This is a genomic window from Streptococcus mitis (assembly GCF_000960025.1).
GTDB lineage: Bacteria > Bacillota > Bacilli > Lactobacillales > Streptococcaceae > Streptococcus > Streptococcus mitis_DH.
On sequence record NZ_JYGQ01000001.1, the window covers coordinates 113412 to 139115 of the forward strand.

General features: G+C 41.5%; 30 protein-coding genes and 1 pseudogene. 27 read left to right on the plus strand and 4 right to left on the minus strand.

Annotated features, from left to right (window positions below; genetic code table 11):
- Positions 1–9: 9 nt before the first annotated feature.
- From TZ91_RS00620 to TZ91_RS00630, 3 genes are all read right to left on the minus strand, one after another.
- A complete protein-coding gene (locus TZ91_RS00620) occupies positions 10–663 on the minus strand; it encodes a hypothetical protein (protein ID WP_033687346.1) in 654 nt (217 codons plus the stop codon).
- Positions 664–729: 66 nt separating this feature from the next.
- Complete coding sequence (locus TZ91_RS00625) at positions 730–1017, minus strand: hypothetical protein (RefSeq protein WP_033687347.1); 288 nt, start codon at positions 1015–1017, stop codon at positions 730–732.
- A 9-nt stretch (positions 1018–1026) separates the two neighbouring features.
- Positions 1027–1437, minus strand: coding sequence for an HIT family protein (locus tag TZ91_RS00630; RefSeq protein ID WP_001278320.1), 411 nt, complete (start codon positions 1435–1437; stop codon positions 1027–1029).
- A gap of 67 nt (positions 1438–1504) precedes the next feature.
- On the opposite strand from TZ91_RS00630, the gene TZ91_RS00635 reads away from it, so the two are divergent.
- Both TZ91_RS00635 and TZ91_RS00640 read left to right on the plus strand, forming a co-directional pair.
- The gene (locus TZ91_RS00635; protein WP_033687348.1) at positions 1505–2236 is read left to right on the plus strand and encodes an ABC transporter ATP-binding protein; all 732 of its coding nucleotides are present in this window, start codon (positions 1505–1507) and stop codon (positions 2234–2236) included.
- Positions 2233–3282, plus strand: a complete 1050-nt coding sequence (locus tag TZ91_RS00640; protein ID WP_045596913.1) for an ABC transporter permease — start codon at positions 2233–2235, stop codon at positions 3280–3282. The genes TZ91_RS00635 and TZ91_RS00640 overlap by 4 nt, the downstream gene beginning before the upstream one ends.
- Before the next feature lie 62 nt (positions 3283–3344).
- On the opposite strand, the gene TZ91_RS00645 is transcribed toward TZ91_RS00640, so the two are convergent.
- A complete protein-coding gene (locus TZ91_RS00645; protein ID WP_033687350.1) occupies positions 3345–3674 on the minus strand; it encodes a hypothetical protein in 330 nt (109 codons plus the stop codon).
- 295 nt (positions 3675–3969) lie between these two features.
- Here TZ91_RS00645 and TZ91_RS00650 point away from each other — a divergent pair, with 295 nt between their 5' ends.
- From TZ91_RS00650 to TZ91_RS00780, 25 genes and pseudogenes are all read left to right on the plus strand, one after another.
- Positions 3970–4707, plus strand: coding sequence for a response regulator transcription factor (locus TZ91_RS00650; protein WP_033687351.1), 738 nt, complete (start codon positions 3970–3972; stop codon positions 4705–4707).
- A gap of 13 nt (positions 4708–4720) precedes the next feature.
- Positions 4721–6070 (plus strand): sensor histidine kinase, encoded by a 1350-nt coding sequence (locus TZ91_RS00655; protein ID WP_045596914.1) that lies wholly within the window; start codon positions 4721–4723, stop codon positions 6068–6070.
- Positions 6071–6772: 702 nt separating this feature from the next.
- Positions 6773–7441: a CPBP family intramembrane glutamic endopeptidase gene (locus TZ91_RS00665; protein WP_033687354.1), complete on the plus strand. Its 669-nt coding sequence runs from the start codon at positions 6773–6775 to the stop codon at positions 7439–7441.
- A 60-nt stretch (positions 7442–7501) separates the two neighbouring features.
- The gene (locus TZ91_RS00670) at positions 7502–7906 is read left to right on the plus strand and encodes a hypothetical protein (RefSeq protein ID WP_033687355.1); all 405 of its coding nucleotides are present in this window, start codon (positions 7502–7504) and stop codon (positions 7904–7906) included.
- 71 nt (positions 7907–7977) lie between these two features.
- Positions 7978–8344, plus strand: a pseudogene (locus TZ91_RS00675) (immunity protein).
- Between the two features lie 36 nt (positions 8345–8380).
- On the plus strand, positions 8381–8629 hold the full coding sequence (gene blpZ, locus TZ91_RS00680; RefSeq protein WP_033687356.1) for an immunity protein BlpZ: 249 nt from the start codon (positions 8381–8383) through the stop codon (positions 8627–8629).
- Positions 8630–8659: 30 nt separating this feature from the next.
- On the plus strand, positions 8660–9271 hold the full coding sequence (locus tag TZ91_RS00685; RefSeq protein WP_033687357.1) for a CPBP family intramembrane glutamic endopeptidase: 612 nt from the start codon (positions 8660–8662) through the stop codon (positions 9269–9271).
- Positions 9272–9432: 161 nt separating this feature from the next.
- Positions 9433–10227, plus strand: a complete 795-nt coding sequence (gene ccrZ / locus TZ91_RS00690; RefSeq protein WP_000363005.1) for a cell cycle regulator CcrZ — start codon at positions 9433–9435, stop codon at positions 10225–10227.
- Complete coding sequence (gene trmB, locus TZ91_RS00695; protein ID WP_033687358.1) at positions 10224–10859, plus strand: tRNA (guanosine(46)-N7)-methyltransferase TrmB; 636 nt, start codon at positions 10224–10226, stop codon at positions 10857–10859. The genes ccrZ and trmB overlap by 4 nt, the downstream gene beginning before the upstream one ends.
- A 169-nt stretch (positions 10860–11028) precedes the next feature.
- Positions 11029–12180 (plus strand): glycoside hydrolase family 3 protein, encoded by a 1152-nt coding sequence (locus tag TZ91_RS00700; protein ID WP_033687359.1) that lies wholly within the window; start codon positions 11029–11031, stop codon positions 12178–12180.
- A 128-nt stretch (positions 12181–12308) separates the two neighbouring features.
- Complete coding sequence (gene rimP, locus TZ91_RS00705) at positions 12309–12788, plus strand: ribosome maturation factor RimP (protein WP_001808916.1); 480 nt, start codon at positions 12309–12311, stop codon at positions 12786–12788.
- A gap of 43 nt (positions 12789–12831) precedes the next feature.
- Positions 12832–13968, plus strand: a complete 1137-nt coding sequence (nusA, locus tag TZ91_RS00710) for a transcription termination factor NusA (protein ID WP_000032285.1) — start codon at positions 12832–12834, stop codon at positions 13966–13968.
- A 21-nt stretch (positions 13969–13989) separates the two neighbouring features.
- Positions 13990–14283, plus strand: a complete 294-nt coding sequence (rnpM, locus tag TZ91_RS00715) for an RNase P modulator RnpM (RefSeq protein ID WP_000857567.1) — start codon at positions 13990–13992, stop codon at positions 14281–14283.
- A complete protein-coding gene (locus tag TZ91_RS00720; protein WP_001041392.1) occupies positions 14276–14575 on the plus strand; it encodes a YlxQ-related RNA-binding protein in 300 nt (99 codons plus the stop codon). The genes rnpM and TZ91_RS00720 overlap by 8 nt, the downstream gene beginning before the upstream one ends.
- Before the next feature lie 16 nt (positions 14576–14591).
- Positions 14592–17384, plus strand: a complete 2793-nt coding sequence (gene infB, locus TZ91_RS00725) for a translation initiation factor IF-2 (RefSeq protein ID WP_033687360.1) — start codon at positions 14592–14594, stop codon at positions 17382–17384.
- A 251-nt stretch (positions 17385–17635) separates the two neighbouring features.
- Positions 17636–17986 carry a 30S ribosome-binding factor RbfA gene (gene rbfA / locus TZ91_RS00730; protein WP_001273601.1) on the plus strand — a complete coding sequence of 117 codons (351 nt, stop codon included), beginning with the start codon at positions 17636–17638 and terminating at the stop codon, positions 17984–17986.
- A 216-nt stretch (positions 17987–18202) separates the two neighbouring features.
- Positions 18203–18385 carry a hypothetical protein gene (locus tag TZ91_RS00735; RefSeq protein WP_033687361.1) on the plus strand — a complete coding sequence of 61 codons (183 nt, stop codon included), beginning with the start codon at positions 18203–18205 and terminating at the stop codon, positions 18383–18385.
- 265 nt (positions 18386–18650) lie between these two features.
- Positions 18651–18884, plus strand: a complete 234-nt coding sequence (locus TZ91_RS00745) for a DUF1858 domain-containing protein (RefSeq protein WP_000368739.1) — start codon at positions 18651–18653, stop codon at positions 18882–18884.
- Positions 18884–20218, plus strand: coding sequence for a DUF438 domain-containing protein (locus TZ91_RS00750; RefSeq protein ID WP_033687364.1), 1335 nt, complete (start codon positions 18884–18886; stop codon positions 20216–20218). Before TZ91_RS00745 ends, TZ91_RS00750 begins: the two co-directional genes overlap by 1 nt.
- Positions 20219–20227: 9 nt before the next feature.
- Positions 20228–20482, plus strand: a complete 255-nt coding sequence (locus TZ91_RS00755) for a DUF1912 family protein (RefSeq protein WP_000119707.1) — start codon at positions 20228–20230, stop codon at positions 20480–20482.
- Between the two features lie 95 nt (positions 20483–20577).
- Positions 20578–20973: a helicase gene (locus TZ91_RS00760; protein ID WP_033687366.1), complete on the plus strand. Its 396-nt coding sequence runs from the start codon at positions 20578–20580 to the stop codon at positions 20971–20973.
- Between the two features lie 282 nt (positions 20974–21255).
- Positions 21256–21834, plus strand: a complete 579-nt coding sequence (locus tag TZ91_RS00765; protein WP_033687367.1) for a flavin reductase family protein — start codon at positions 21256–21258, stop codon at positions 21832–21834.
- Positions 21821–22381 (plus strand): GNAT family N-acetyltransferase, encoded by a 561-nt coding sequence (locus TZ91_RS00770; protein ID WP_033687369.1) that lies wholly within the window; start codon positions 21821–21823, stop codon positions 22379–22381. Before TZ91_RS00765 ends, TZ91_RS00770 begins: the two co-directional genes overlap by 14 nt.
- Positions 22381–22959 (plus strand): AAA family ATPase, encoded by a 579-nt coding sequence (locus tag TZ91_RS00775; RefSeq protein WP_033687370.1) that lies wholly within the window; start codon positions 22381–22383, stop codon positions 22957–22959. The genes TZ91_RS00770 and TZ91_RS00775 overlap by 1 nt, the downstream gene beginning before the upstream one ends.
- The gene (locus TZ91_RS00780) at positions 22952–25603 is read left to right on the plus strand and encodes a valine--tRNA ligase (RefSeq protein ID WP_045596917.1); all 2652 of its coding nucleotides are present in this window, start codon (positions 22952–22954) and stop codon (positions 25601–25603) included. The genes TZ91_RS00775 and TZ91_RS00780 overlap by 8 nt, the downstream gene beginning before the upstream one ends.
- Positions 25604–25704: the final 101 nt, after the last annotated feature.

Genomic DNA, 25704 nt, shown 5'->3' on the forward strand with positions numbered 1-25704 from the left:
GTTAGCCTATTATTTATACTTTTGCTTGAGTAAGCCAGCTGCATCCATATCTTGGATGAGTTGCTTGATTTCCGCTTCTTTACCAGGCTTGATGGTAACGGTATCAATGTGTTTGATTGCTGAGTTATCCTGAATATCCACCAAAGTCAAGGCTTTTTCATAGAAAGCAATTCCCTTTTTTAGACTTTCCTGATCCCATAAGGTTAGAATTGTGTAAGAATAATTTGATTTCTTTCCGTTTTCTCGAAAATACTTCTCGCCTTCCTCCTCTAAAAATCGCAATAAACCATGATTGAATAAGTTGTCTTCTACTGAATGGTAGGAAATATCTCCTGTGTTTAGGACATAGACTTCAAGTTGATTTTTGGTGAGTTTTGGACTTTCTTTTAGGACAGGGTGAGTATTGATGACCTCATCTGAGAAAGTAACATAAAAATGTAAACCTCCGCCCTCGAATTCATAGTGTCCATCTGATTCTACTTTTTTAGGAGGGAGATCAAGGGAAACAAAGATTTGTTTGAGGGTGTTATTTCCCTTGTGAATGTCAATCGGTGAGGCTCTGAAAGCAAAAAACAGTACTAGAAATGCTAGGACCGCAAGAAGGCTAAGGCAACCACAAGGGATTAGGATGATCTGTGCCAGAATTTTAAAAAACTGTTTCATTTTCTTTCCTCTTTTTGTTTGGACCTGACAACCTAAAATGGATTTAAGGAAAGTTGATGGCTCTTTTTACTTATCTTCAGTTTCCTGTGTTTCTTTGATAACAGCTAGTCTAGTCTGGATATCCTTTTCCAAGACCTTAAACTTGTAAGTCAGGTCTTCTTGATATTCCTTGATGAGTTCTTTTTGCTGGTCAATGATTTGCAGGCTATTTTGGATAATATCTACATCGTCCTTGATAGCTTGAACGCGGTCAGTAGTGCTCAAGACTTCATCTGTGATGGTTTGGCGATTTTTTGTGAGCAGATAACTTCCAGCTGCAGCTCCTGCAAATAGCAGTAGGTTGGATAATTTCATGGCAACTCCTTAGGCGTTTTTGATGGTTTCAGCGACTTGAGCAAGTTTGTCAAAGTCTGGTTCGTGGGCTATAAAATCAATCTTGAGGTCATCGTCCGCACTGTAGCGAGGCACGAGGTGAACGTGGGTATGAAAGACTGTTTGACCAGCGACTTCTTCACAGTTGGCAATGATATTCATGCCAGCAGCCTTGGTAGCTTTCATGACTTTTTGAGCTACTTTTGGTACTTGGGCAAAGAGTTGGCTGGCGCTCGTAGCGTCCATCTCTAAAAGATTGCGATAGTGTTCTTTTGGCACGACCAAGGTGTGTCCTGGTGTCACTTGAGAGATATCAAGAAAGGCAAGAACCTGCTCATCTTCATATACTTTTGAAGCAGGAATTTCCCCTGCGATGATTTTACAAAAAATGCAATCTGACATAAAATCTACCTCTACTGTATTGAATTTTGATATAATATAGCTACATTATACCAGATTTGGAGAAAATATGTTAGAAATTAAAAACCTGACAGGTGGCTATGTCCATGTCCCTGTCTTGAAAGATGTGTCCTTTACTGTTGAAAGTGGGCAGCTGGTCGGTTTGATTGGTCTCAATGGTGCTGGTAAATCGACGACAATCAATGAGATTATCGGTCTCTTGACACCTTATAGCGGTTCTATCAATATCAATGGCTTGACCCTGCAAGAAGATGCAACGAGCTACCGCAAGCAAATTGGCTACATTCCTGAGACGCCCAGCCTTTATGAGGAATTGACCCTCAGAGAGCATATCGAAACGGTTGCCATGGCTCATGGTATTGAGCAGAAAGTGGCTTTTGAGAGAGTGGAGCCTTTGTTAAAAATGTTCCGTCTGGATAAGAAATTAGACTGGTTCCCTGTTCATTTTTCAAAAGGGATGAAGCAGAAAGTCATGATTATCTGTGCTTTTGTGGTGGATCCGAGTCTCTTTATCGTGGATGAGCCTTTCCTTGGTCTTGATCCGTTGGCTATTGCAGACTTGATTCAGCTTTTGGAAGTGGAAAAGCAAAAGGGTAAGTCTATTCTCATGAGTACTCACGTGCTGGATTCGGCGGAGAAGATGTGTGATGCCTTTGTCATTCTTCACAAGGGAGAGGTGCGTGCTAAGGGGAATCTCCTGCAACTGCGCGAAGCCTTTGATATGCCTGAGGCCAGTTTGAATGATATTTACTTGGCTCTGACCAAAGAGGAGGAGCTATGAAAGACTTGTTTTTAAAGAGAAAGCAGGCTTTTCGTAAGGAGTGTCTTGGTTATCTGCGCTATGTTCTCAATGACCACTTTGTCTTGTTCCTGCTTGTTCTGCTGGGCTTTCTAGCCTACCAGTACAGTCAACTCTTGCAACATTTTCCTGAAAATCATTGGCCTATTCTTTTGTTTGTAGGAACTACGTCTGTTTTACTTTTGCTTTGGGGTGGAATTGCCACTTATATGGAGGCTCCAGACAAGCTCTTTCTCTTGGTTGGAGAAGAGGAAATCAAGCTCCACCTCAAGCGTCAAACGGGCATTTCCCTAGTCTTTTGGCTCTTTATCCAGACCCTTTTCTTGCTGTTATTTGCGCCCTTATTTTTGGCAATGGGTTATGGTTTGCCTGTTTTTCTGGTCTATGTGCTTTTATTGGGAGTAAGTAAATATTTCCTCTTTCGTCAAAAGGCCAGCAAATTTTTTACTGAAACTGGACTGAACTGGGACTATGTTATTTCTCAAGAAAGCAAGCGTAAGCAAGTCTTGCTTCGTTTCTTCGCTCTCTTTACGCAGGTAAAAGGAATTTCAAACAGTGTCAAACGTCGTGCCTATCTGGACTTTATCCTAAAGACTGTTCAGAAGGTGCCTGGAAAGATTTGGCAAAATCTCTATCTGCGTTCTTATCTGCGAAATGGAGACCTCTTTGCTCTCAGTCTCCGTCTGCTCTTGCTTTCCATACTGGCGCAGGTCTTTATCGAGCAAGCTTGGATTGCGACAGCAGTGGTAGTTCTCTTTGACTACCTCTTGCTCTTCCAGTTGTTGGCCCTCTATCATGCCTTTGACTACCAGTATTTGACCCAACTTTTTCCACTGGACAAGGGGCAAAAGGAAAAAGGCTTGCAGGCTGTAGTTCGAGGGTTGACCAGTTTTGTTTTACTTGTGGAATTAGTCGTCGGTCTTGTGACCTTCCAAGAAAAACTTGCCCTTTTAGCCTTGCTGGGAGCTGGTTTGGCTTTACAAGTCTTGTATCTTCCTTATCAGGTGAAACGTCAGATGCAGGATTAAAATTTGCTTGTATGATACTAAAAAAGAAGTTGAGTTCAGTCTAGCTCAGCTTCTTTTATTTTTTACAAGAGAATGGTTGGACCGTAGAGACTTAACTTGGTCTTGACTTGGTCAAAGTGAAAACGGTCATAGGCCCGCCAAGCGGCGCGAGTAGGAGCATCTGGATTGAGGGCGCTGAGTCCCATGAGAAGACTGGAAGTCTGGTAAAATTTTTCCAGTTCAATCAAGACTCGATTATCCACTGTCTCAGCCTTGGCTAGAAAGCCAAGAATAGAGTTTAGTTGTTCTTGAAAGCGGACATCGTCTGCTGTTGCCTGTTTGCATGCTTGGTAGGCTTTGTTTAAGTCAGCAATCAAAGTCTGAGCTGTTTTGATGGGATTTGTATCTGTCATGAGAATTCCTCCGTTAATCTGGGTGCTAGTCTTGTTTCTAGCAACTGTGTTTTGATACTGTCAGTCTATCACTTTTATCTCCTTTTTAGCCTTCAAATCTTTAATTGTTCTTGAAATTTCCTGAATGGTACTGTTAAGATTTTATGATAAAATAGTTGTAAGATTATCATACTTATCTGAGGAACAAGATACCCTTCAGGAGCTTTGAAGGCCTGTTTAGGATTTGGTGGGCTTGTATCAGAGTATTTTTGCTATTCTCTTTTTAGGAAGAAATCGAAACAAGGGGAGTAAAAAGATGAGAATATTTGTTTTAGAAGATGATTTTTCCCAACAGACTAGAATTGAAACGACGATTAAGAAACTTTTGAAAGAACATCATATCATTCACAGCTCTTTTGAGGTCTTTGGCAAGCCAGACCAACTGCTGGCAGAGGTGCATGAGAAGGGGGCGCATCAGCTATTCTTTTTGGATATTGAGATTCGAAATGAGGAGATGAAAGGTCTAGAGGTGGCTAGAAAGATTCGGGATTGGGATCCGTATGCCTTGATTGTCTTTGTGACGACTCACTCGGAGTTTATGCCTCTGTCCTTTCGCTACCAAGTGTCAGCTTTGGACTACATTGATAAGACCTTGTCAGCAGAGGAGTTTGAATCTCGTATCGAGACAGCTCTCCTCTATGCCAATAGTCAAGACAGTAAAAGTCTGGCGGAAGATTGCTTTTACTTTAAATCAAAATTTGCTCAATTCCAGTATCCGTTTAAAGAGGTTTATTATCTCGAAACATCGCCCAGAGCCCATCGTGTTATTCTCTATACCAAGACAGACAGGTTGGAATTTACGGCGAGTTTAGAGGAGGTTTTCAAGCAGGAACCTCGTCTCTTGCAGTGCCATCGCTCTTTTCTGATTAATCCTGCCAATGTGGTGCGTTTGGATAAGAAAGAAAAACTTCTTTACTTTCCCAATGGTGGAAGTTGTATGATAGCGCGTTATAAGGTCAGGGAAGTGTCTGAGGCTATCAATGACTTACACTGAGCTAGGAGAGTTTATGAACATTGCTTGGATATTGTTGTATTTTCTTGTTATTAATGGACTAGAAATTGTCATTTTCTTTAAGGTAGATGGAATTGGTCTCACTTTTGAGAGGATTTTTAAAGCTTTTCTTTTGAAATTTCTTCTAGGGGCCATTTTTGCGACTTTTCAATTTTTGGATGTAAGTGAATATTTGTCCTATTTTATAGAACCTTTGTTCGGTATATGTCTATCTTTCTTACTGTTAAGAGGGCTTCCTAAAAAACTCCTTTTCTTTTATGGTCTCTTTCCAATTGTATTGATGGATCTCTTTTACAGAAGTGTTTCCTATTTTGTGTTTCCGTTTTTGGGGCAAGGGATTGTAGATGGAGATGGAAATCCTCTCTTTTTGTTGATTATGCTATTCGTTTGCTTCATAGTATTAGTCTTTTTGAAATGGTTGGACTATGATTTTACTAGATTGAGAAAGGAGTTTCTCGATAAAGGTTTTCAACAGTCCCTGACTAAGATTAACTGGATAATGGGGGCTTACTTTCTAGTCATGGAAAATCTGTCTTACTTTGAATATGCATACGATATCCAATCAAAGACTGTTCGCCATCTCATCCTAGTCTTTTACTTGCTCTTTTTTATGGGAATTATTAAGAAATTGGATTCCTATTTGAAGGAAAAACTCCATGAGAGATTGGACCAAGAGCAGGCCCTGCGCTACAGAGATATGGAACGCTATAGTCGGCATATAGAGGAACTTTACAAGGAAGTCCGGAGTTTTCGCCATGACTACACCAACCTCTTGACCAGCTTACGTCTGGGCATTGAAGAGGAGGATATGGAGCAGATAAAAGAGGTCTATGACTCGGTCTTAAAGGATTCTAGTGAAAAATTGCAGGACAATAAATATGACCTGGGCAGATTGGTGAATGTTCGAGACCGTGCCCTCAAAAGTCTTCTAGCAGGGAAATTTCTAAAAGCCAGAGATAAGAAGATTGTCTTTAATGTCGAAGTTCCTGAGGAGATTCAGGTAGAGGGGATGAGCTTGCTTGATTTTCTAACCATTGTGTCTATCCTTTGTGACAATGCTATTGAAGCCAGTGTAGAAGCCTGTCAACCTCATGTTTCAATCGCCTTTTTAAAAAATGGGGCACAGGAGACCTTTATCATCGAAAATTCCATCAAAGAAGAGGGCATCGATATTTCTGAAATCTTCTCCTTTGGAGCAAGTTCTAAAGGGGAGGAGAGAGGAGTTGGTCTCTATACCGTCATGAAAATTGTGGAAAGCCATCCTAATACCAGTCTAAATACCACCTGTCAAAATCAAGTCTTTCGTCAGGTTTTAACGATTCACTCGATGTCGGTTGATGATTAGAAGACTTGTGGAAAGAAGTACTGCCTGCAGTCATCGATTAAAATACTATAGTATATGAGGTGTTCTATATGAATAAGAAATCCTTTTTTATCATCTGTTCTACGTTGATTATAGCATCGAATCTTCTCATGATTTCGGTGGTGAACAAGGGAGAAGAAACAGGGAGCAACCTGTTTGTGATTGCTATAGTCTGTGTTTTGCTACCAGCCTTTTTATATGCAGTTGAAAACAGACTTACTTCAATGGTAAGAGTAGAATCAATACTCCTGATTCAGTTGACAGTTATATCCCTACTCCGTCTTATCAACAGAATAGGGAGTACGCCTGAAATCCTCAACATTATCATTACCCTTATCGCTTTGGCAAGTGGGACAGCTGCTATCCTTGTTGCGATTATGAGAATATATGAGAACATACGGAAGTGAGGGTGAGTAGTTTTCTATTTTGTATTTTCACATTGTTAAGTTCCCCCAGGGCAAGTATGTTTTTCATGCTTGCTTTTTAAATTTTTTAACAATTCAAGATGTTTTGATGACCATTTATGATTTGAGTAATCCAAGAATAAAACGAGTGCTATACTAGCAGTGTAAAGGTTGAAGCAGGAAGTATGATAAATCACAAGTTAAGGAAGCGGTGGCTTCGTTCGTGGAAGTAGTAAATTAGAAAAAATATCTTGTTAAGGAGTTGAAAAAAGAACAAACTATGAAAAAAACGATTTCTATCTTTAAAAAAATAATTACTTGTTTTTTACTTACTTTTGCTATTCAAGTTGTACCATTAACTGTTGTGAGACAATTTTATGACGGAGTGATAGGAGATGTGTTCAGTGTTGGTGTCTTCTTTCTATCTTTCTTTATATGCTTAACCATTCTTGTATATCTTATTAAGAGCTGGGGTGATGAGACTACTTTAGATTGCTTGCCAATCAAATGGGTAGAATTGAAATGGATTGTTCTTGCTTATCTGGCTAATCTGGTTTTAGTAGTTGGTTTTATATTTTTCACGACCGTTCTTGGAAAAGTCCATGATAATACAAGTTCTTTAAGCTTTTTTCAACATTTGGAAACAAGTGGTTTCTTGTACATAGTTCTATTCTGGTTGTCAACTACTTTCACTCAACCTCTTTTGGAGGAGATACTCTTTAGAGGAATCATTTTAGGAAGTTTAGAAAAATATTCTCCCATAGTTGCTATTATCCTTTCGGCTGTTCTTTTTGGATTTGCTCATGACGGAGAAATGCTCTCTCAACATCTAGTGTCAGGAATTGTATTAGGAATTCTCTATATAAAGCGGAGAAATCTATATTCCTGTGTAGTCGTACATGGTTTGATGAATGCTACTGTCACCTGTCTCTTTTTTCTGGCTACTTAGGTTTTGAACCGGTGAGTTTGTGTAGTTCTTCGTCTAATAATATATGAAAGGAGCAAAGAAATGAAAACTTTTCTTGCTAAAAAACGGAACATCTTCCTTGCGAGATTGTTCCTAGGTCAGTTGCCCTTACTTGTCTCCACTTATCTATTTCTATCTCGTCAGTTTTTAAATTTTTCCTTAGTCCTCCAATTTCTTTTAGTAGTTATTAACTTGGCTTCTATTTTGGTTACTGTTTACCTCACTAGGGAAATGAGAATAAGAGAGTTTGAAGATGATGATTTGGTTAGTCCTAGAACCAATCAACTCATGTTCATCGGCTTGACAGGCTTTATGTCTATTATTTGTTTGTATCGAGGTGTCACAGCAGGAGAATCTTACCAACAACTAATCGCCTATATTGGTGCTGTTCTCTGCTTGCTTATCATGCTTTTGCTCATTTGGGGCTTGAAGTATTATAAAAAGTAGTTTGCCTTCCTCTTCTGGATTAGAAGCTTCTATTAAATCGTTCGTGAAATAAATGAATGGAGGTATTTAATATGAAATACAGATTATTTCTTGTTATTTTTTTGAGTAGTATGTTGAATATTCTTTTAGGAACATTTTTACAAATCTCTAATGTGTCGATTGGGTGGCTTGTTTGAAGCAGGCGTTTTCCTTCTTGCTAATAAAGGGGTGGTAGTAAAAATCAAGGAAGTAGACATTCAAAACCGCTTTAAATTTATTTTCGGAAAAACGGTATGGTTTCAAATTCTTTTGCTTATCTTTTTGATGGTCAAACTTTATCTTGGTTTGGATGTGAGGTTGATTTTATTCTATGGACATATTTTCATTGTCTTTAATGCCTTAATGTATCTATTATCTAGTAGTCAGGTTAGCCTTAAAAAGAACAAACTGTCTTCTTAATCTTACAGTAGTAGAGCTTGACAAGAGGAGGTCATCATGTATAAACACTTATTTTTCCTAGATTCAAAAACCTTAGACTGGTTGACACCCTATATTCTAGACTTGGCTTCTGACACCATTGCCTTTAATGTTTTTGTGCTAACCTTTGTATCTGTGGTGGTCTTTTATTTCCTAAATCCCATGCTATCTTTAATGGCTATCTTCTTAGGGGGTGTTTATGTGGTCGGATTTTGGTTACTCAAATGGTTTGTTTTGGAAAGGTTAGAGCTAAAGGATGACGTGTAGGGAAGTCTGTTTGTTGAGGAGGATAGTTTTATGGCCATTTTCAATAAATGTCATGCCTTGTTTTTGGGATTTTTAGTATTTGCAATCGTTGGTGCAGCGGGTTATTCCATTAATCAAGGAGATTATTTTCAACACCAGTACACATTCATTGCTGTAAAGAGTCTCTTGCTTCTCCTTAGTTTTGGCTATGCCAAATGGTTTGATATGATTTCTTTTGGGATGTTAAGCAGGAAACAACTCTTGCTGTTCATTGGAATCTTTCTTCTCACTGTGCTGGTAAGTATTAGCTATCATGCTTTTTTCTCAGTTGTTTCTGGTGCTTCGGTTCAACATCTTGAGGAAGCTAGTAAAGGACTTTCGCTTTCCTTTATTGTTAGTGCTACAGTTTTTGGCCCCATCCAGGAGGAACTCATTTTCAGAGGACTTCTTCAAGGTGCCGTTTTTGACAATTCTTGGTTAGGGCTTGTACTGACTTCCTCTCTCTTTTCTTTCATGCATGGACCTTCTAATGTGCCTTCGTTTATTTTTTATCTACTTGGGGGCTTGTTGCTGGGCTTTGCTTATAAAAAGAGCCAAAACTTATGGGTTTCTACTCTAGTCCATATGTTTTACAACAGTTGGCCACTCCTATATTATTTATAAAAATTATGAAAAGGTAAGTAGGAGATTGTGCTTACCTTTTTCTTTCTATAATGATAACCCAAACGACTCCAGAGGCTTTTCTTTGAGAATCGGGTTAGAGCGGTTGACGAATAGGCCAAAAACTAGTAGAATAGTAAGGAAACTTTATACGGAGGAAAGAAATGGATTTGGGTGATAATGAGCTAACACTGACTCCCATACCTGGGAAGAGTGGCAAGGCTTATATGGGTAGCTATCCTGATGGGAAGCGCATCTTTGTAAAAATGAACACCTCTCCAATCCTACCTGGTCTAGCTAGAGAACAAATTGCTCCACAATTATTATGGAGTCGCCGTTTGGCAGATGGGCGTGATATGTGTGCTCAAGAATGGTTGACAGGCAAGATATTGACCCCCTATGATATGAATCGTAAACAAATCGTCAATATTTTAACCCGCCTTCATCGCTCACGTCCGTTGATGACACAGTTGAGTCGTTTGGGCTATGCCATGGAAACACCTGTAGATTTACTACAGTCTTGGCAGGAAACGGCTCCAGATGCTTTGCGTAAAAATCATTTTATCAGTGAAGTGATGGCTGATTTACGTCAGACTATTCCAGGATTTAGAGAGGACTATGCGACCATTGTCCATGGAGATGTACGACATAGTAATTGGATTGAGACAGATAGTGGCTTGATTTATTTGGTAGATTGGGATTCGGTTCGCTTGACCGACCGCATGTTTGATGTGGCCCATATGCTCTGCCATTATATTCCAGAACATCAGTGGAAGGAATGGTTAACCTACTATGGTTACAAGTACAATCAGACGGTATTAAATAAATTGTATTGGTACGGTCAATTGTCTTATTTGAGCCAGATTTCCAAGTATTATATGAACCAAGATTTAGAAAATGTCAATCGGGAGATTCATGGCCTGCGTCACTTCCGAGACAAGTATGGAAAGAGAAGATGAGAGTTAGAAATCGTAAAGGGGCGACAGAATTACTAGAGGAAAATCCCCAGTATGTGGTCCTCAATCCCTTGGAAGCCAAGGGGAAATGGCGGGACTTGTTTGGCAATGACAATCCCATTCATGTGGAAGTTGGAAGTGGAAAGGGTGCCTTTGTTTCAGGTATGGCCAAGCAAAACCCTGACATCAACTATATCGGGATTGATATTCAAAAGTCTGTTTTGAGCTACGCTTTGGACAAGGTGCTTGAAGTTGGAGTGCCTAATATCAAGCTCTTGTGGGTAGATGGTTCTGACTTGACCGACTATTTTGAAGATGGAGAGATTGATCGCTTGTATCTGAACTTTTCAGATCCATGGCCTAAAAAACGCCATGAAAAGCGTCGTTTGACCTACAAGACCTTCTTGGATACCTTCAAACGTATCTTGCCTGAAAATGGAGAAATTCATTTTAAGACGGATAACCGTGGCTTGTTTGAGTATAGCCTAGTGAGTTTTTCTCAGTATGGCATGAAACTCAATGGTGTCTGGCTTGATTTACATGCCAGTGATTTTGAAGGCAATGTCATGACAGAATACGAGCAAAAATTCTCCAATAAGGGTCAAGTTATCTACCGAGTTGAGGCTCAGTTTTAATCTAAAGAGATGTCAAAAACTGTTTCGCATTCAAAAGTAAAACGAATCATATATATCAAGGATTTAGTTCTGTATTGCACAGAATTAGATCCTTTTAGTTTAGTATTAAAACGGTTGGTTTTTGCTAAGAGTGTATTTGCGGTCAGATAAGTGGTATAATGAAAAGGTTATGAGAAATAGTATAAATCCTCTTGTATTCTATCTTTTCTTTTTCCTTGTGATAGTTGGTTTGATTTTTTCTGATTATCAACAACATAGACAAGTAGAGGTGCAGGCAGAAAAAACTGAAACAATTATTGAAACCAGTGAAGGAGAGGAAAATAAGGTTATCGAAGACAGATTGGCCACGATGACCTTGGATGAGAAAGTGGGACAATTATTTTGGGCCAGAGTTCCTTCTAATCATCAGATAGAAGATCTTCAATCCTATCATTTGTCTGGTTATATCTTATTTGGAAGAGATTTCGAGGGACGAACTATAGAGGATATGAAGGCTTTGACAACGGGCTATCAAGATGCTGCAAAGATTCCTTTATTGATTGGTTCAGATGAAGAAGGGGGGACAGTGACTCGTATCAGTTCGATTTTAGAAACTCCCTTTCAATCTCCTATGGCACTTTATCAGCAAGGGGGAATGGAGGCAGTGCTTTCTGATACCAAGCAAAAGGCAGAGCTGCTAAAATCTGTTGGCATCAATGCTGGACTCTTCCCGGTTGCGGATCTTGCAAGAAATCAGTCAGCCTTCATTTATGATCGAACGATTGGACAAGATGCCCCAACAACTGCAAGCTATGTTCAGCAGGTCGTAGAAGAACTTAAAAAGAGTAAGGTTGGGTCAACCTTGAAACATTTTCCAGGATATGGCGATAATGGAGACAGTCATACTGCCATTATCCAAGATAATCGTTCTCTGGATGAATTAAGACAAGCCGATTTTCTTCCCTTTCAAGCTGGGATAGATGCAGGGGCAGATAGTGTCTTAGTCTCTCACAATATCCTATCTAAAATTGACACAGTACCATCATCTATCTCACCGAAAATCACTGACCTTCTTCGTAAGGAACTGCATTTCAAAGGTGTCATTATGACGGATGATTTTGATATGGCAGGATTAGCTGATTTTGTCAGTCAGGAAGAAGCTGCTTTTCAAGTGATTGTAGCTGGAAATGACCTGATTCTAGGGTCTTCCTATCAAACCCAGATCCCTTATCTATTAAAGAAAATTTCCTCTGGAGAGTTGACAGAAGAGCGTATTGATGAGTCTGTGAGACGTGTTTTAACTTGGAAATACGACTTAGGATTATTAGGAGCGGCGCAGTAAGTCTTGTAAGCCCAGACAAAAAGCTTCAAGGTCAAATCCTTGCAGGTTAGCTTGATTTGTGTTATACTTATAGCAAGAATATGAGAAAGAGAGGCGGGGAAATATCTTCGCCTCTTGCTTATGAGGAGGTGGACGCAATCGCAACAATCGTAGAATTAGTCAGAGAAGTTGTAGAACCTGTCATAGAAGCGCCTTTCGAACTCGTGGATATCGAGTATGGAAAGATTGGCAGTGACATGATTCTCAGTATTTTTGTAGATAAACCTGAAGGAATTACCTTGAACGACACGGCAGACTTGACAGAAATGATCAGTCCTGTCCTAGACACCATCAAGCCAGATCCCTTCCCAGAACAATATTTCCTAGAAATCACCAGTCCAGGCTTGGAACGTCCTTTGAAAACCAAGGATGCCGTAGCTGGAGCGGTTGGGAAATACATCCATGTCGGGCTCTACCAAGCCATCGATAAGCAAAAAGTCTTTGAAGGAACTCTGTTGGCCTTTGAAGAGGACGAGTTGACCATGGAATATATGGACAAGACGCGTAAGAAAACCGTCCAAATTCCATACAGTTTAGTATCAAAAGCACGTTTAGCAGTTAAATTATAGAAAAAGAAAGGATAGCTTTTGAGGATTCAAAAGTGAAGAAAACATGAGTAAAGAAATGCTAGAGGCCTTCCGCATTTTGGAAGAAGACAAGGGAATCAAAAAAGAAGATATCATCGACGCAGTAGTAGAGTCGCTTCGTTCCGCTTATCGCAGACGCTATGGTCAATCAGACAGCGTAGCTATTGACTTTAACGAAAAAACAGGTGACTTTACAGTTTATACTGTCCGTGAAGTTGTTGATGAAGTATTTGATAGCCGTTTGGAAATCAGCTTGAAAGACGCTCTTGCCATTAATTCAGCCTATGAACTTGGTGACAAAATCAAGTTTGAAGAAGCACCTGCTGAGTTTGGTCGTGTAGCAGCTCAATCTGCCAAACAAACCATCATGGAAAAAATGCGCAAGCAAACACGTGCCATCACTTACAATACTTACAAAGAACATGAGCAAGAAATCATGTCTGGTACAGTAGAACGCTTTGACAACCGCTTTATCTATGTCAATCTCGGCAGCATCGAAGCCCAATTGTCAAAACAAGACCAAATTCCTGGTGAAGTTTTTGCTTCTCATGATCGTATCGAAGTGTATGTCTACAAGGTTGAAGACAACCCTCGTGGTGTCAACGTCTTTGTTAGCCGTAGCCATCCAGAAATGATCAAACGCTTGATGGAGCAAGAAATTCCAGAAGTTTATGATGGAACTGTTGAAATCATGAGCGTAGCTCGTGAAGCTGGTGACCGTACTAAGGTTGCCGTTCGTAGCCATAATCCAAACGTAGACGCTATCGGTACAATCGTTGGACGTGGCGGAGCGAATATCAAGAAGATTACTAGCAAGTTCCACCCAGCACGTTACGATGCCAAGAGCGACCGTATGGTGCCAATCGAAGAAAACATCGACGTTATCGAGTGGGTAGCAGATCCAGCTGAATTTATCTACAATGCCATCGCTCCTGCCGAAGTTGACCAAGTTATCTTTGATGAAAACGACAGCAAACGTGCCTTGGTGGTTGTTCCAGATAACAAGCTTTCTCTTGCTATCGGTCGTCGTGGGCAAAACGTTCGCTTGGCAGCTCACTTGACTGGTTACCGTATCGATATCAAGTCTGCTAGCGAATTTGAAGCCATGGAAGAAGCTGGTTCGGTAGATTTGGAAGCAGAAAACGATACTGTAGAAGAATAAAAGCTGCTAGAGGAGGGAAAGATGAAAACGAGAAAAATCCCTTTGCGCAAGTCTGTTGTGTCCAATGAAGTGATTGATAAGCGTGATTTGCTCCGCATTGTCAAGAATAAGGAAGGACAAGTCTTTATCGATCCAACAGGCAAGGCCAACGGCCGCGGCGCTTATATCAAGCTAGACAATAAAGAAGCCCTAGAGGCTAAAAAGAAGAAGGTCTTTAACCGTAGCTTTGACATGGAAGTGGAAGAAAGCTTTTATGATGAGTTGATCGCTTATGTGGATCACAAAGTGAAAAGAAGAGAGTTAGGACTTGAATAAGCAAAAGATAAGTAATCTCTTGGGACTTGCTCAGCGAGCAGGGCGTATCATATCGGGTGAGGAATTGGTGGTCAAGGCCATTCAAGATGGCAAGGCCAAGATGGTCTTTCTAGCCCATGATGCTGGCCCCAATCTGACCAAGAAGATTCAAGATAAAAGTCACTATTATCAAGTAGAAATTGTAACCGTGTTTTCAACACTGGAATTAAGCATAGCAGTCGGGAAATCGAGAAAGGTTTTGGCTGTAACAGATGCTGGATTTACAAAGAAAATGAGGTCTCTTATGGAATAGAAGAGGAGGACATGATTTGTCTAAGAAAAGATTGTACGAAATCGCAAAAGAACTTGGAAAAGAAAGTAAAGAAGTTGTAGCGCGTGCAAAAGAGTTGGGCTTAGATGTGAAAAGCCACTCATCAAGTGTGGAAGAAGCTGTCGCTGCAAAAATCGCTGCCAGCTTTAAGCCTGCAGCTGCTCCGAAAGCAGAAGCAAAACCTGCAGCACCAAAAGCAAGTGCAGAAAAGAAAGCCGAAAAATCTGAGCCAGCTAAACCAGCTGTAGCTAAGGAAGAGGCAAAACCTGCTGAGCCAGTCGCTCCTAAAACAGAAAAAGTAGTAGCTAAACCGCAAAGCCGTAATTTCAAGGCTGAGCGTGAAGCTCGTGCCAAAGAGCAGGCAGAACGACGCAAGCAAAATAAGGGCAATAACCGTGACCAACAACAAAACGGGAACCGTCAGAAAAACGACGGCCGTAATGGTGGAAAACAAGGTCAAGGTAACCGCGATAATCGTCGCTTTAATGACCAAGCTAAGAAACAGCAAGGTCAGCAAAATCGTGGAAATGAGCGTCGTCAACAAGAGGACAAACGTCCACATCAAGCGGCTCCACGTATTGACTTTAAAGCCCGTGCAGCAGCCCTAAAAGCAGAGCAAAATGCAGAATATGCCCGTTCAAGTGAGGAACGTTTCAAGCAGACTCAGGCTGCCAAAGAAGCCTTGGCCCAAGCAAACAAACGCAAGGAGCCAGAGGAAATCTTTGAAGAAGTGGCTAAGTTAGCTGAACAAGCGCAACAAGTTCAAGCAGTGGTTGAACCAGCTCCTGTAGCTAAAGAAGCGCCAGTGGATACACGTCGTAAAAAACAAGCTCGACCAGACAAAGAACGTGACGATTATGATCACGAAGAAGATGGTCCTAGAAAACAACAAAAGAATCGAAGTAGTCAAAATCAAGTGAGAAATCAAAAGAATAGTAACTGGAATAACAACAAAAAGAATAAAAAAGGCAATAACAAGAACAATCGTAATCAGACTCCAAAACCTGTTACAGAGCGTAAATTCCATGAATTGCCAACAGAATTTGAATATACAGATGGTATGACCGTTGCGGAAATCGCAAAACGTATCAAACGTGAACCAGCTGAAATCGTTAAGAAACTTTTCATGATGGGTGTCATGGCCACACAAAACCAATCCTTGGATGGGGAAACAATTGAACTCCTCATGGTGGATTATGGTATCGAAGCCAAACAAAAGGTTGAAGTGGATAATGCCGACATCGAACGTTTCTTTGTCGAAGATGGTTATCTCAATGAAGATGAATTAGTTGAGCGCCCACCAGTTGTAACCATCATGGGACACGTTGACCACGGTAAAACAACACTCCTAGATACCCTCCGTAACTCTCGTGTTGCGACAGGTGAAGCAGGTGGTATCACTCAGCATATCGGTGCCTACCAAATCGTGGAAAATGGTAAGAAGATTACCTTCCTTGATACACCAGGACACGCGGCCTTTACATCTATGCGTGCGCGTGGTGCATCTGTTACCGATATTACTATCTTGGTCGTAGCGGCAGATGACGGGGTTATGCCTCAGACTATCGAAGCCATTAACCACTCAAAAGCGGCCAACGTTCCAATCATCGTAGCTATTAACAAGATTGATAAACCAGGTGCTAACCCAGAACGCGTTATCGGTGAATTGGCAGAGCATGGTGTTATGTCAACTGCTTGGGGTGGAGATTCTGAATTTGTTGAAATCTCAGCTAAATTCAACCAAAATATCGAAGAATTGTTGGAAACAGTCCTTCTTGTAGCTGAAATCCAAGAACTCAAGGCAGACCCAACAGTGCGCGCGATCGGTACAGTTATCGAAGCTCGCTTGGATAAAGGAAAAGGTGCGGTCGCAACCCTACTTGTTCAACAAGGTACCTTGAATGTTCAAGACCCAATCGTTGTCGGAAATACCTTCGGTCGTGTCCGTGCTATGACCAATGACCTTGGTCGTCGTGTTAAGGTTGCAGGGCCATCAACACCAGTTTCAATCACAGGTTTGAACGAAGCACCGATGGCGGGTGACCACTTTGCTGTTTACGAGGATGAAAAATCTGCGCGTGCAGCTGGTGAAGAGCGTGCCAAACGTGCCCTCATGAAACAACGTCAAGCTACCCAACGTGTCAGTCTTGAAAACCTCTTTGATACCCTTAAAGCTGGTGAACTCAAATCAGTTAATGTTATCATCAAGGCCGATGTACAAGGTTCTGTTGAAGCCCTTTCTGCCTCACTTCAGAAGATCGATGTGGAAGGTGTTAAAGTTACCATCGTCCACTCAGCAGTCGGTGCAATCAATGAATCTGACGTGACCCTTGCCGAAGCTTCAAATGCCTTTATCGTTGGTTTCAACGTACGCCCTACACCACAAGCTCGTCAACAAGCAGAAGCTGACGATGTAGAAATCCGTCTCCACAGTATTATCTACAAGGTTATCGAAGAGATGGAAGAAGCTATGAAAGGGATGCTTGACCCAGAATTCGAAGAAAAAGTTATTGGTGAAGCAGTTATTCGTGAAACCTTCAAGGTGTCTAAAGTGGGAACTATCGGTGGCTTCATGGTTATCAACGGTAAGGTTACCCGTGACTCTAAAGTCCGTGTTATCCGTGATGGTGTCGTTATCTATGATGGCGAACTCGCAAGCTTGAAACACTACAAAGACGACGTTAAAGAAGTTACAAACGGTCGTGAAGGTGGATTGATGATTGATGGCTACAATGATATCAAGATGGATGATGTGATTGAGGCTTATGTCATGGAAGAAATCAAGCGATAAGATTTTTTGCTCCTTTCTTAGGTGGTGAGGGACGCAAGCAAACCGATGGTTTCATTGCTTATTTTTGAGCCTAGAGTCTCAAAAATCCCCTGTGATGGGACTGATCAATCAGTTCCATCACTTTCACCACGGCGAAAGAAGTAGATGATTTTAAATTGAACTTCGTTTCAATTTGAATTAAAAATCAAGAAGTTTAAAAATAGCTAGGTCTGCTGGCCTAGCTTTTGGTTCAAAGTAGAGAAAGGAATATCATGGCAAATCATTTCCGTACGGACCGTGTGGGCATGGAAATCAAGCGTGAAGTCAATGAGATTTTGCAAAAGAAAGTCCGTGATCCGCGTGTCCAAGGTGTGACCATCACAGATGTTCAGATGCTGGGTGACTTGTCTGTCGCCAAGGTTTACTACACCATTTTGAGTAACCTTGCTTCAGATAATCAAAAAGCTCAAATCGGGCTTGAAAAAGCAACTGGTACCATCAAACGTGAACTTGGTCGCAATTTGAAATTGTACAAAATCCCAGATTTGACCTTCGTCAAAGACGAGTCCATCGAGTATGGAAACAAGATTGACGAGATGCTACGCAATCTGGATAAGAACTAAGAAGGAGGGGTAACCCTCTTTTTTGGTGGGGGAAAAGGCAATAAAACATGCTGGCGGAATCTTTCCAGAGTTAAACATTATTAAAAAGCTTTATAAAATTTAGCTTGTATGATATTATTGGAAATGAAAGAGTGAGATAAAACAATTTTTCAGCAATAGCCAGCAATGCTGATGTCGTTAATATTTTGAAAGTGTAGTTAAACGAGGGAAGATAATATGGGACTCATAAAAACTCTAGCTAAAACTTATGGGAATTACTTTTTGACCGTACAAGGTGTAAAAGTAATGAAAACGATAAAGAAAGATGACAATGTTGTTGTCGGTCTAGGTAAACTTTTTATTGCAGACAAGTTAATGGATACGGCTCGGTGGCTCATCAAGCCAGAGGATAAAAAATGAAATTTTTCTGGGGACTGCTTGCCATTATTTTTATCAAACCAATTTTTGGGATTTTGAAATTTTTTTGGATGATCATCTCTTTTGCAGTCCAATTGCTGTTTTACAAGCTATTATTTAAAATATTGGATTGGCTCTTTAAACTTATTTAGATGGTAATCCAAATCTCAGAGAACTAGCAGGAACTCTACTGCTAGTTTTTTAATCTCTTTCCATATGGTATAATATAAGCAGTAAAATCATTTTAGAACATACAATGGAGGTCGTCATGGATAATATCATCGATGTGTCAATTCCTGTTGCAGAAGTGGTGGACAAGCATCCAGAAGTCTTAGAAATTCTAGTCGAGCTGGGTTTTAAACCACTTGCCAATCCTTTGATGCGCAACACCGTTGGTCGTAAAGTATCGCTCAAACAGGGTTCTAAGCTTGAAGGAACCCCTATGGACAAGATTGTCCGCACGCTGGAAGCAAACGGCTACGAAGTGATTGGGTTAGACTAATGGCAGATGAACGGATTCATGTCCTGCGGGATATTTTGTTAGAATTGCACAATGGTGCCTCTCCTGAGTCGGTTCAGGAGCGTTTTGATGCGACCTTTGCGGGTGTCTCAGCCATCGAGATTTCCCTCATGGAGCATGAGCTGATGAACTCAGACTCAGGTGTCACCTTTGAAGATGTTATGGAACTCTGTGATGTCCATGCCAATCTTTTTAAAAATGCTATCAAAGGTGTAGAAGTAGCAGATACCGAACACCCTGGTCACCCAGTTCGGGTCTTTAAGGAAGAAAATCTGGCCCTCCGTGCGGCCTTGATTCGCATTCGGAGATTGTTAGATACCTATGAGTCCATGGAAGATGAAGAAATGCTGGCGGAGATGCGTAAGGGTTTTGTGCGTCAGATGGGACTTGTAGGTCAATTTGATATTCATTACCAACGTAAAGAAGAACTTTTCTTTCCTATCATGGAGCGCTATGGTCACGATTCGCCTCCAAAAGTGATGTGGGGAGTGGATGACCAGATTAGGGAACTCTTTCAAACAGCTTTAGCGACAGCCAAGTCACTACCAGAAGTGTCAATTAGAAGCGTAAAGGAAGCTTTTGAAGTCTTTGCGACAGAGTTTGAAAGTATGATTTTCAAGGAAGAGTCTATCCTTCTCATGATTCTCCTTGAGTCCTTTACTCAGGATGACTGGCTTCAGATTGCAGAGGAGAGCGATACCTATGGCTATGCCATCATCCGTCCGTCTGAGAAATGGGTTCCAGAACGCCAGAGTTTTGTTGAGGAAAAGAGTGCAGAGGAGCCTGTACAACTAGATACGACAGAAGGCCAAGTTCAACAAGTTATAGATACGCCAGAAGGACAGTTTACCATTACCTTTACCCCTAAGGAAAAGGAAGCATTGCTGGACCGCCATAGTCAACAGGCTTTTGGGAATGGATATCTCTCGGTCGAGCAGGCCAATCTCATCCTCAATCACCTCCCTATGGAGATTACCTTTGTCAATAAAGACGATATTTTCCAATATTACAATGACAATACGCCAGCTGATGAGATGATTTTCAAACGGACGCCGTCCCAAGTTGGGCGCAATGTTGAACTCTGTCATCCACCTAAGTACTTGGACAAGGTCAAGACCATCATGAAGGGGCTTCGTGAGGGAAGCAAAGACAAGTATGAAATGTGGTTCAAGTCTGAGTCGCGAGGTAAGTTTGTTCACATCACCTACGCAGCAGTGCACGATGAAGAGGGAGAATTCCAAGGTGTGCTGGAGTATGTTCAGGATATCCAGCCCTACCGTGAGATTGACACGGACTATTTCCGTGGATTAGAATAAGGAGAAAAAATGAGTTACGAACAAGAATTTATGAAGGAATTTGAAGCTTGGGTCAATACCCAAATCATGATCAACGACATGGCGCATAAGGAAAGCCAAAAAGTCTACGAAGAGGACCAAGACGAGCGTGCCAAAGATGCCATGATTCGCTACGAAAGCCGCTTGGATGCTTATCAGTTCTTGCTTGGTAAGTTTGAAAACTTCAAAGCAGGTAAGGGATTCCATGATTTACCAGAGGGATTGTTTGGTGAGCGGAATTATTAAACGAGATAGATTCTTGATTTTTTACTAAAATCTTGATAGAATATTTATATTAAATCCTTGTCAGAGCAGGGGTTTTTTATTGAAAGGATTTTATCATGTCAAAGAAACTCAATCGTAAAAAACAATTACGAAATAGCCTCCGTCGCGCAGGTGCCTTTTCAAGTACTGTTACTAAGGTTGTAGAAGAGACAAAAAAAGTCGTGAAACGTGTAGAACAGTCAGCAAGCCAAGCTGGTAAGGCTGTTTCTAAAAAAGTTGAACAAGCAGTAGAAGCTACCAAAGAGCAAGCTCAAAAAGTAGCCAATTCTGTAGAAGATTTTGCAGCAAACTTGGGTGGACTTCCACTTGACCGTGCCAAAACTTTCTATGATGAAGGTATCAAGTCTGCGTCAGATTTTAAAAACTGGACTGAAAAAGAACTCCTTGCCTTGAAAGGAATCGGCCCAGCTACAATCAAGAAATTGAAGGAAAATGGTATCAAGTTCAAGTAATTTTTCTTGTGCCTTGCATTTCCGTTAAAATCTTGCTACAATAGAGCCATTAGAGGTGTTTTGAATCCCACATTTTACAGAAAGTGGCGGTGCTGAGAAGTCCACAAATGTGTCAAAACTAGTTGCTAATGGATGAAAAATTGAAATAAAAGTGTCTTTTTGTTTTAAAGACGAGAGTGGCGGGCTTGGCCCGAAATTGGGTGGTACCGCGGATAAACACATTCGTCCCTGTCATGTAGATGGCAGGGATTTTCTTTTGCGTCTTAGTAAAAGGAGGTTGTTATGAAGCAATCTTTTAAAACAAGTAAACTCTACTATGGCTTTCCTATCTTTATTTTGGGATATCAGGATCAGAATTTTAGACACAATATTACGACTTGTAGCTCCTCTTATAGCTTGGGAGATTGGCTAGTCATCGGTGTCGGAGTTGAGGAAAATGCGGCTGAGCAAATCAAGCATTACCAGAAGTTTACTGTGAATATTCCTGATGAAAATCTCATGATCGAGATGGAGCAGGCTGGTTTTATCAGTCATCGAGAGAAATTGAAACACCTGGGGCTAGACTACGAGATTTCTGAATGGACTCAGGCACCGATTTTAGAGGCCTGTCCAGTCGTATTGGACTGTCAGGTAGATCGGATTATCGAGGAAGATGGAATCTGTCATATCTTTGCCAAGATTATCGAGCGACTTGCTGATCTAGAACTTTTGGATGATAAGGGACATTTTAAAAATGACCGTTTTTCGCCGACTTACTTTATGGGGGACGGTCACCAGCGCGTTTATCGCTATTTAGATAACCGTGTTGACCCTATGGGGAGCTTCATCAAGAAAGCGAGGATGAAGGATGTCAAGAGCTGAATTACCAGAACGATTAGAAACCGAACGACTCGTCCTACGAGTTCGTACAGTGGCAGATGCTGAGGATATCCATACCTACGCTAGTCTCCCAGAGGTCTCCTATCCAGCAGGCTTTCCTCCAGTCAAAACCTTTGAAGATGAGGTTTACTATCTAGAGCATATCATTCCAGAACGCAATCAAAAGGAAAATCTCCCAGCTGGCTATGGGATCGTCGTTAAAGGAACCGATAAAGTCATTGGTTCTGTTGACTTCAATCACCGTCACGGAGATGATGTTCTTGAGCTCGGCTATACCTTGCATCCAGACTATTGGGGTCGTGGTTATGTGCCAGAAGCAGCTCGTGCATTGATTGATCTAGCTTTTCGAGAACTAGGTCTTCATAAGATTGAGCTGACTTGCTTTGGTTACAATCTCCAAAGTAAACGAGTCGCAGAAAAACTTGGATTTACCCTCGAAGCTCGTATCCGAGACCGTAAAGATGTTCAAGGAAAGCGCTGTGACAGTCTGATATATGGCTTGCTGAGGAGTGAGTGGGAGGTAATTTGATGCATGTTTTCATCATTGGTGCTCCGGCCTCAGGAAAAATGACCATTGGTCAAGAACTATCTCGACTGACGGATTCTACCCTCTTTTATAACCATCAAGCCATCGATTTTGCACTAGAAATCTATCAGGATTATACCGAGGAAATGTGGGAATTTGTTCGTGGAATCACTTTTTCTTTCCTTGGAGCAAGTGCAAGAAATCAGCGATCAGTAATTTTAACAGACGTAATTGATTTTTCAAATCAGTACCAGTTGATGTATTTGAAGCAAATTCAGAATTTGTTGGATGATTATCATCAAGAGATTCTTTTTGTTGAGTTGGAAACAAGTCTTGAAGAGCGCTTACGTCGAAATCGAACGGAGAATCGATTAAAGCACAAACCCTTAAAACGACATATTGAGGTATCTGAAAGAGAAATTTTAGAGACCGCTGAAACACTTCAATTAAATTCCCAACATCAACAGAATGAGTTGCACCATTACTTTAAAATAAATAATACGAATTTGTCTGCAGAAGAAGCTGCTAAGCAAATTCAAAATAAAATGAATACAATAGAGAAAGGACAAACACATGTCTAAAGAACTTTCACCTAAATACAATCCAGCCGAGGTTGAGGCTGGTCGTTACCAAAAATGGCTTGATGCGGATGTTTTCAAGCCTTCAGGCGATCAAAAGGCTAAGCCTTATTCTATCGTTATTCCACCACCAAACGTAACTGGTAAACTTCACCTTGGTCACGCTTGGGATACGACTTTGCAGGATATTATCATCCGTCAAAAACGTATGCAAGGTTTTGATACTCTTTGGCTTCCAGGGATGGACCACGCGGGGATTGCCACTCAGGCTAAGGTTGAGGAGCGCTTGCGTGGGGAGGGCATTACGCGTTACGACTTGGGTCGTGAAAAATTCCTCGAGAAAGTCTGGGAATGGAAAGACGAATATGCGACGACCATCAAGGAACAATGGGGCAAGATGGGGCTCTCTGTAGACTACTCTCGCGAGCGTTTCACCCTTGACGAAGGTTTGTCAAAAGCCGTTCGCAAGGTCTTTGTGGACCTTTACAAGAAAGGCTGGATCTACCGTGGTGAGTTTATCATCAACTGGGACCCAGTAGCGCGCACAGCTCTTTCTGATATCGAGGTTATCCACAAGGACGTTGAAGGTGCCTTCTACCACATGAATTATATGCTGGAAGACGGCTCACGCGCCCTTGAAGTTGCCACAACTCGTCCTGAGACTATGTTTGGGGACGTTGCGGTTGCGGTCAATCCAGAAGACCCACGCTACAAGGATTTGATTGGTAAAAACGTCATCCTTCCAATCGCTAATAAATTAATCCCAATCGTTGGGGATGAGCATGCTGATCCTGAGTTTGGTACAGGTGTCGTGAAAATCACACCTGCTCACGATCCAAATGACTTCTTGGTGGGTCAACGTCACAACTTGCCACAAGTCAACGTCATGAACGACGACGGTACTATGAATGACTTAGCCTTCGAATTTGCAGGCATGGACCGTTTTGAAGCTCGTAAGGCAGTCGTTGCTAAGCTGGAAGAAATCAGTGCCCTTGTCAAAATCGAAAAACGTGTCCACAGCGTTGGTCACTCAGAGCGTACAGGTGTTGTGGTTGAACCACGCTTGTCTACTCAGTGGTTCGTCAAGATGGATCAATTGGCCAAAAATGCTATTGCTAACCAAGATACAGAAGACAAGGTAGAATTCTACCCGCCACGTTTCAACGATACCTTCCTCCAATGGATGGAAAATGTCCACGACTGGGTTATCTCTCGTCAGCTCTGGTGGGGGCACCAAATCCCTGCTTGGTACAATGCTGAGGGTGAAATGTACGTCGGCGAAGAAGCTCCAGAAGGCGACGGATGGACTCAGGACGAAGATGTCTTGGATACGTGGTTCAGTTCTGCCCTCTGGCCATTCTCAACTATGGGCTGGCCTGATGTCGACTCAGAAGACTTCAAACGTTACTTCCCAACTTCAACCTTGGTTACAGGTTACGACATCATCTTCTTCTGGGTGTCTCGTATGATCTTCCAATCTTTGGAATTCACTGGTCGTCAGCCATTCCAAAACGTGCTTATTCACGGTCTCATTCGTGACGAGCAAGGACGTAAGATGTCGAAATCTCTTGGTAACGGGATTGACCCAATGGATGTTATCGAGAAATACGGTGCTGATGCCCTTCGTTGGTTCCTTTCAAACGGTTCTGCGCCAGGCCAAGACGTGCGCTTCTCTTACGAGAAAATGGATGCTTCATGGAACTTCATTAACAAGATTTGGAACATCTCTCGCTACATCCTCATGAACAATGAAGGCTTGACCCTTGAGCAAGCAACTGCCAATGTCGAAAAAGTTGTTAATAAGGAAGCTGGAAATGTCACTGACCGCTGGATTCTCCACAACCTCAATGAAACTATCGGAAAAGCTACTGCCAACTTTGATAAGTTTGAATTTGGTGTGGCTGGACACATCCTCTACAACTTCATCTGGGATGAATTTGCGGACTGGTACGTTGAGTTGACTAAGGAAGTCCTTTATAGCGACAACGAAGAAGAGAAGGTTATCACACGCTCTGTTCTCCTTTACACTTTGGACAAGATTCTTCGTCTCCTTCACCCAATTATGCCATTCGTGACAGAGGAAATCTTTGGACAAATCTCAGAAGGCTCTATCGTGACAGCAGAATACCCAACTGTCAACCCAGCCTTTGAAGATCTTGCTGCTCACACAGGTGTAGAAAGCCTCAAAGACTTGATCCGTGCCGTTCGTAATGCGCGTGCGGAAGTAAACGTAGCACCAAGCAAACCTATCACCATCCTTGTTAAGACAAGCGATAGCGACCTGGAAGCCTTCTTTAACAGCAATGTCAACTACATCAAACGCTTCACAAATCCAGAACACTTGGAAATCGCATCAACTATCCCTGCACCTGAACTCGCTATGTCAAGCGTCATCACAGGAGCAGAAATCTACCTGCCACTGGCAGACCTCCTCAATGTCGAAGAAGAACTGGCTCGCCTCGACAAAGAACTCGCTAAATGGCAAAAAGAACTGGATATGGTCGGCAAAAAACTCTCTAACGAACGCTTCGTAGTCAATGCCAAACCAGAAGTCGTCCAAAAAGAACGCGACAAACAAGCCGACTACCAAGCTAAGTACGACGCGACCGTAGCACGTATTGATGAGATGAAGAAACTCGTGAAATAAACACAGAAACACGGTGATGATCCGTGTTTTTTGGTATAATGAAAATATGTAAATAAAATTTAGCAATAATGAAAAATTTAAGAATAATTAATACTTTAGTT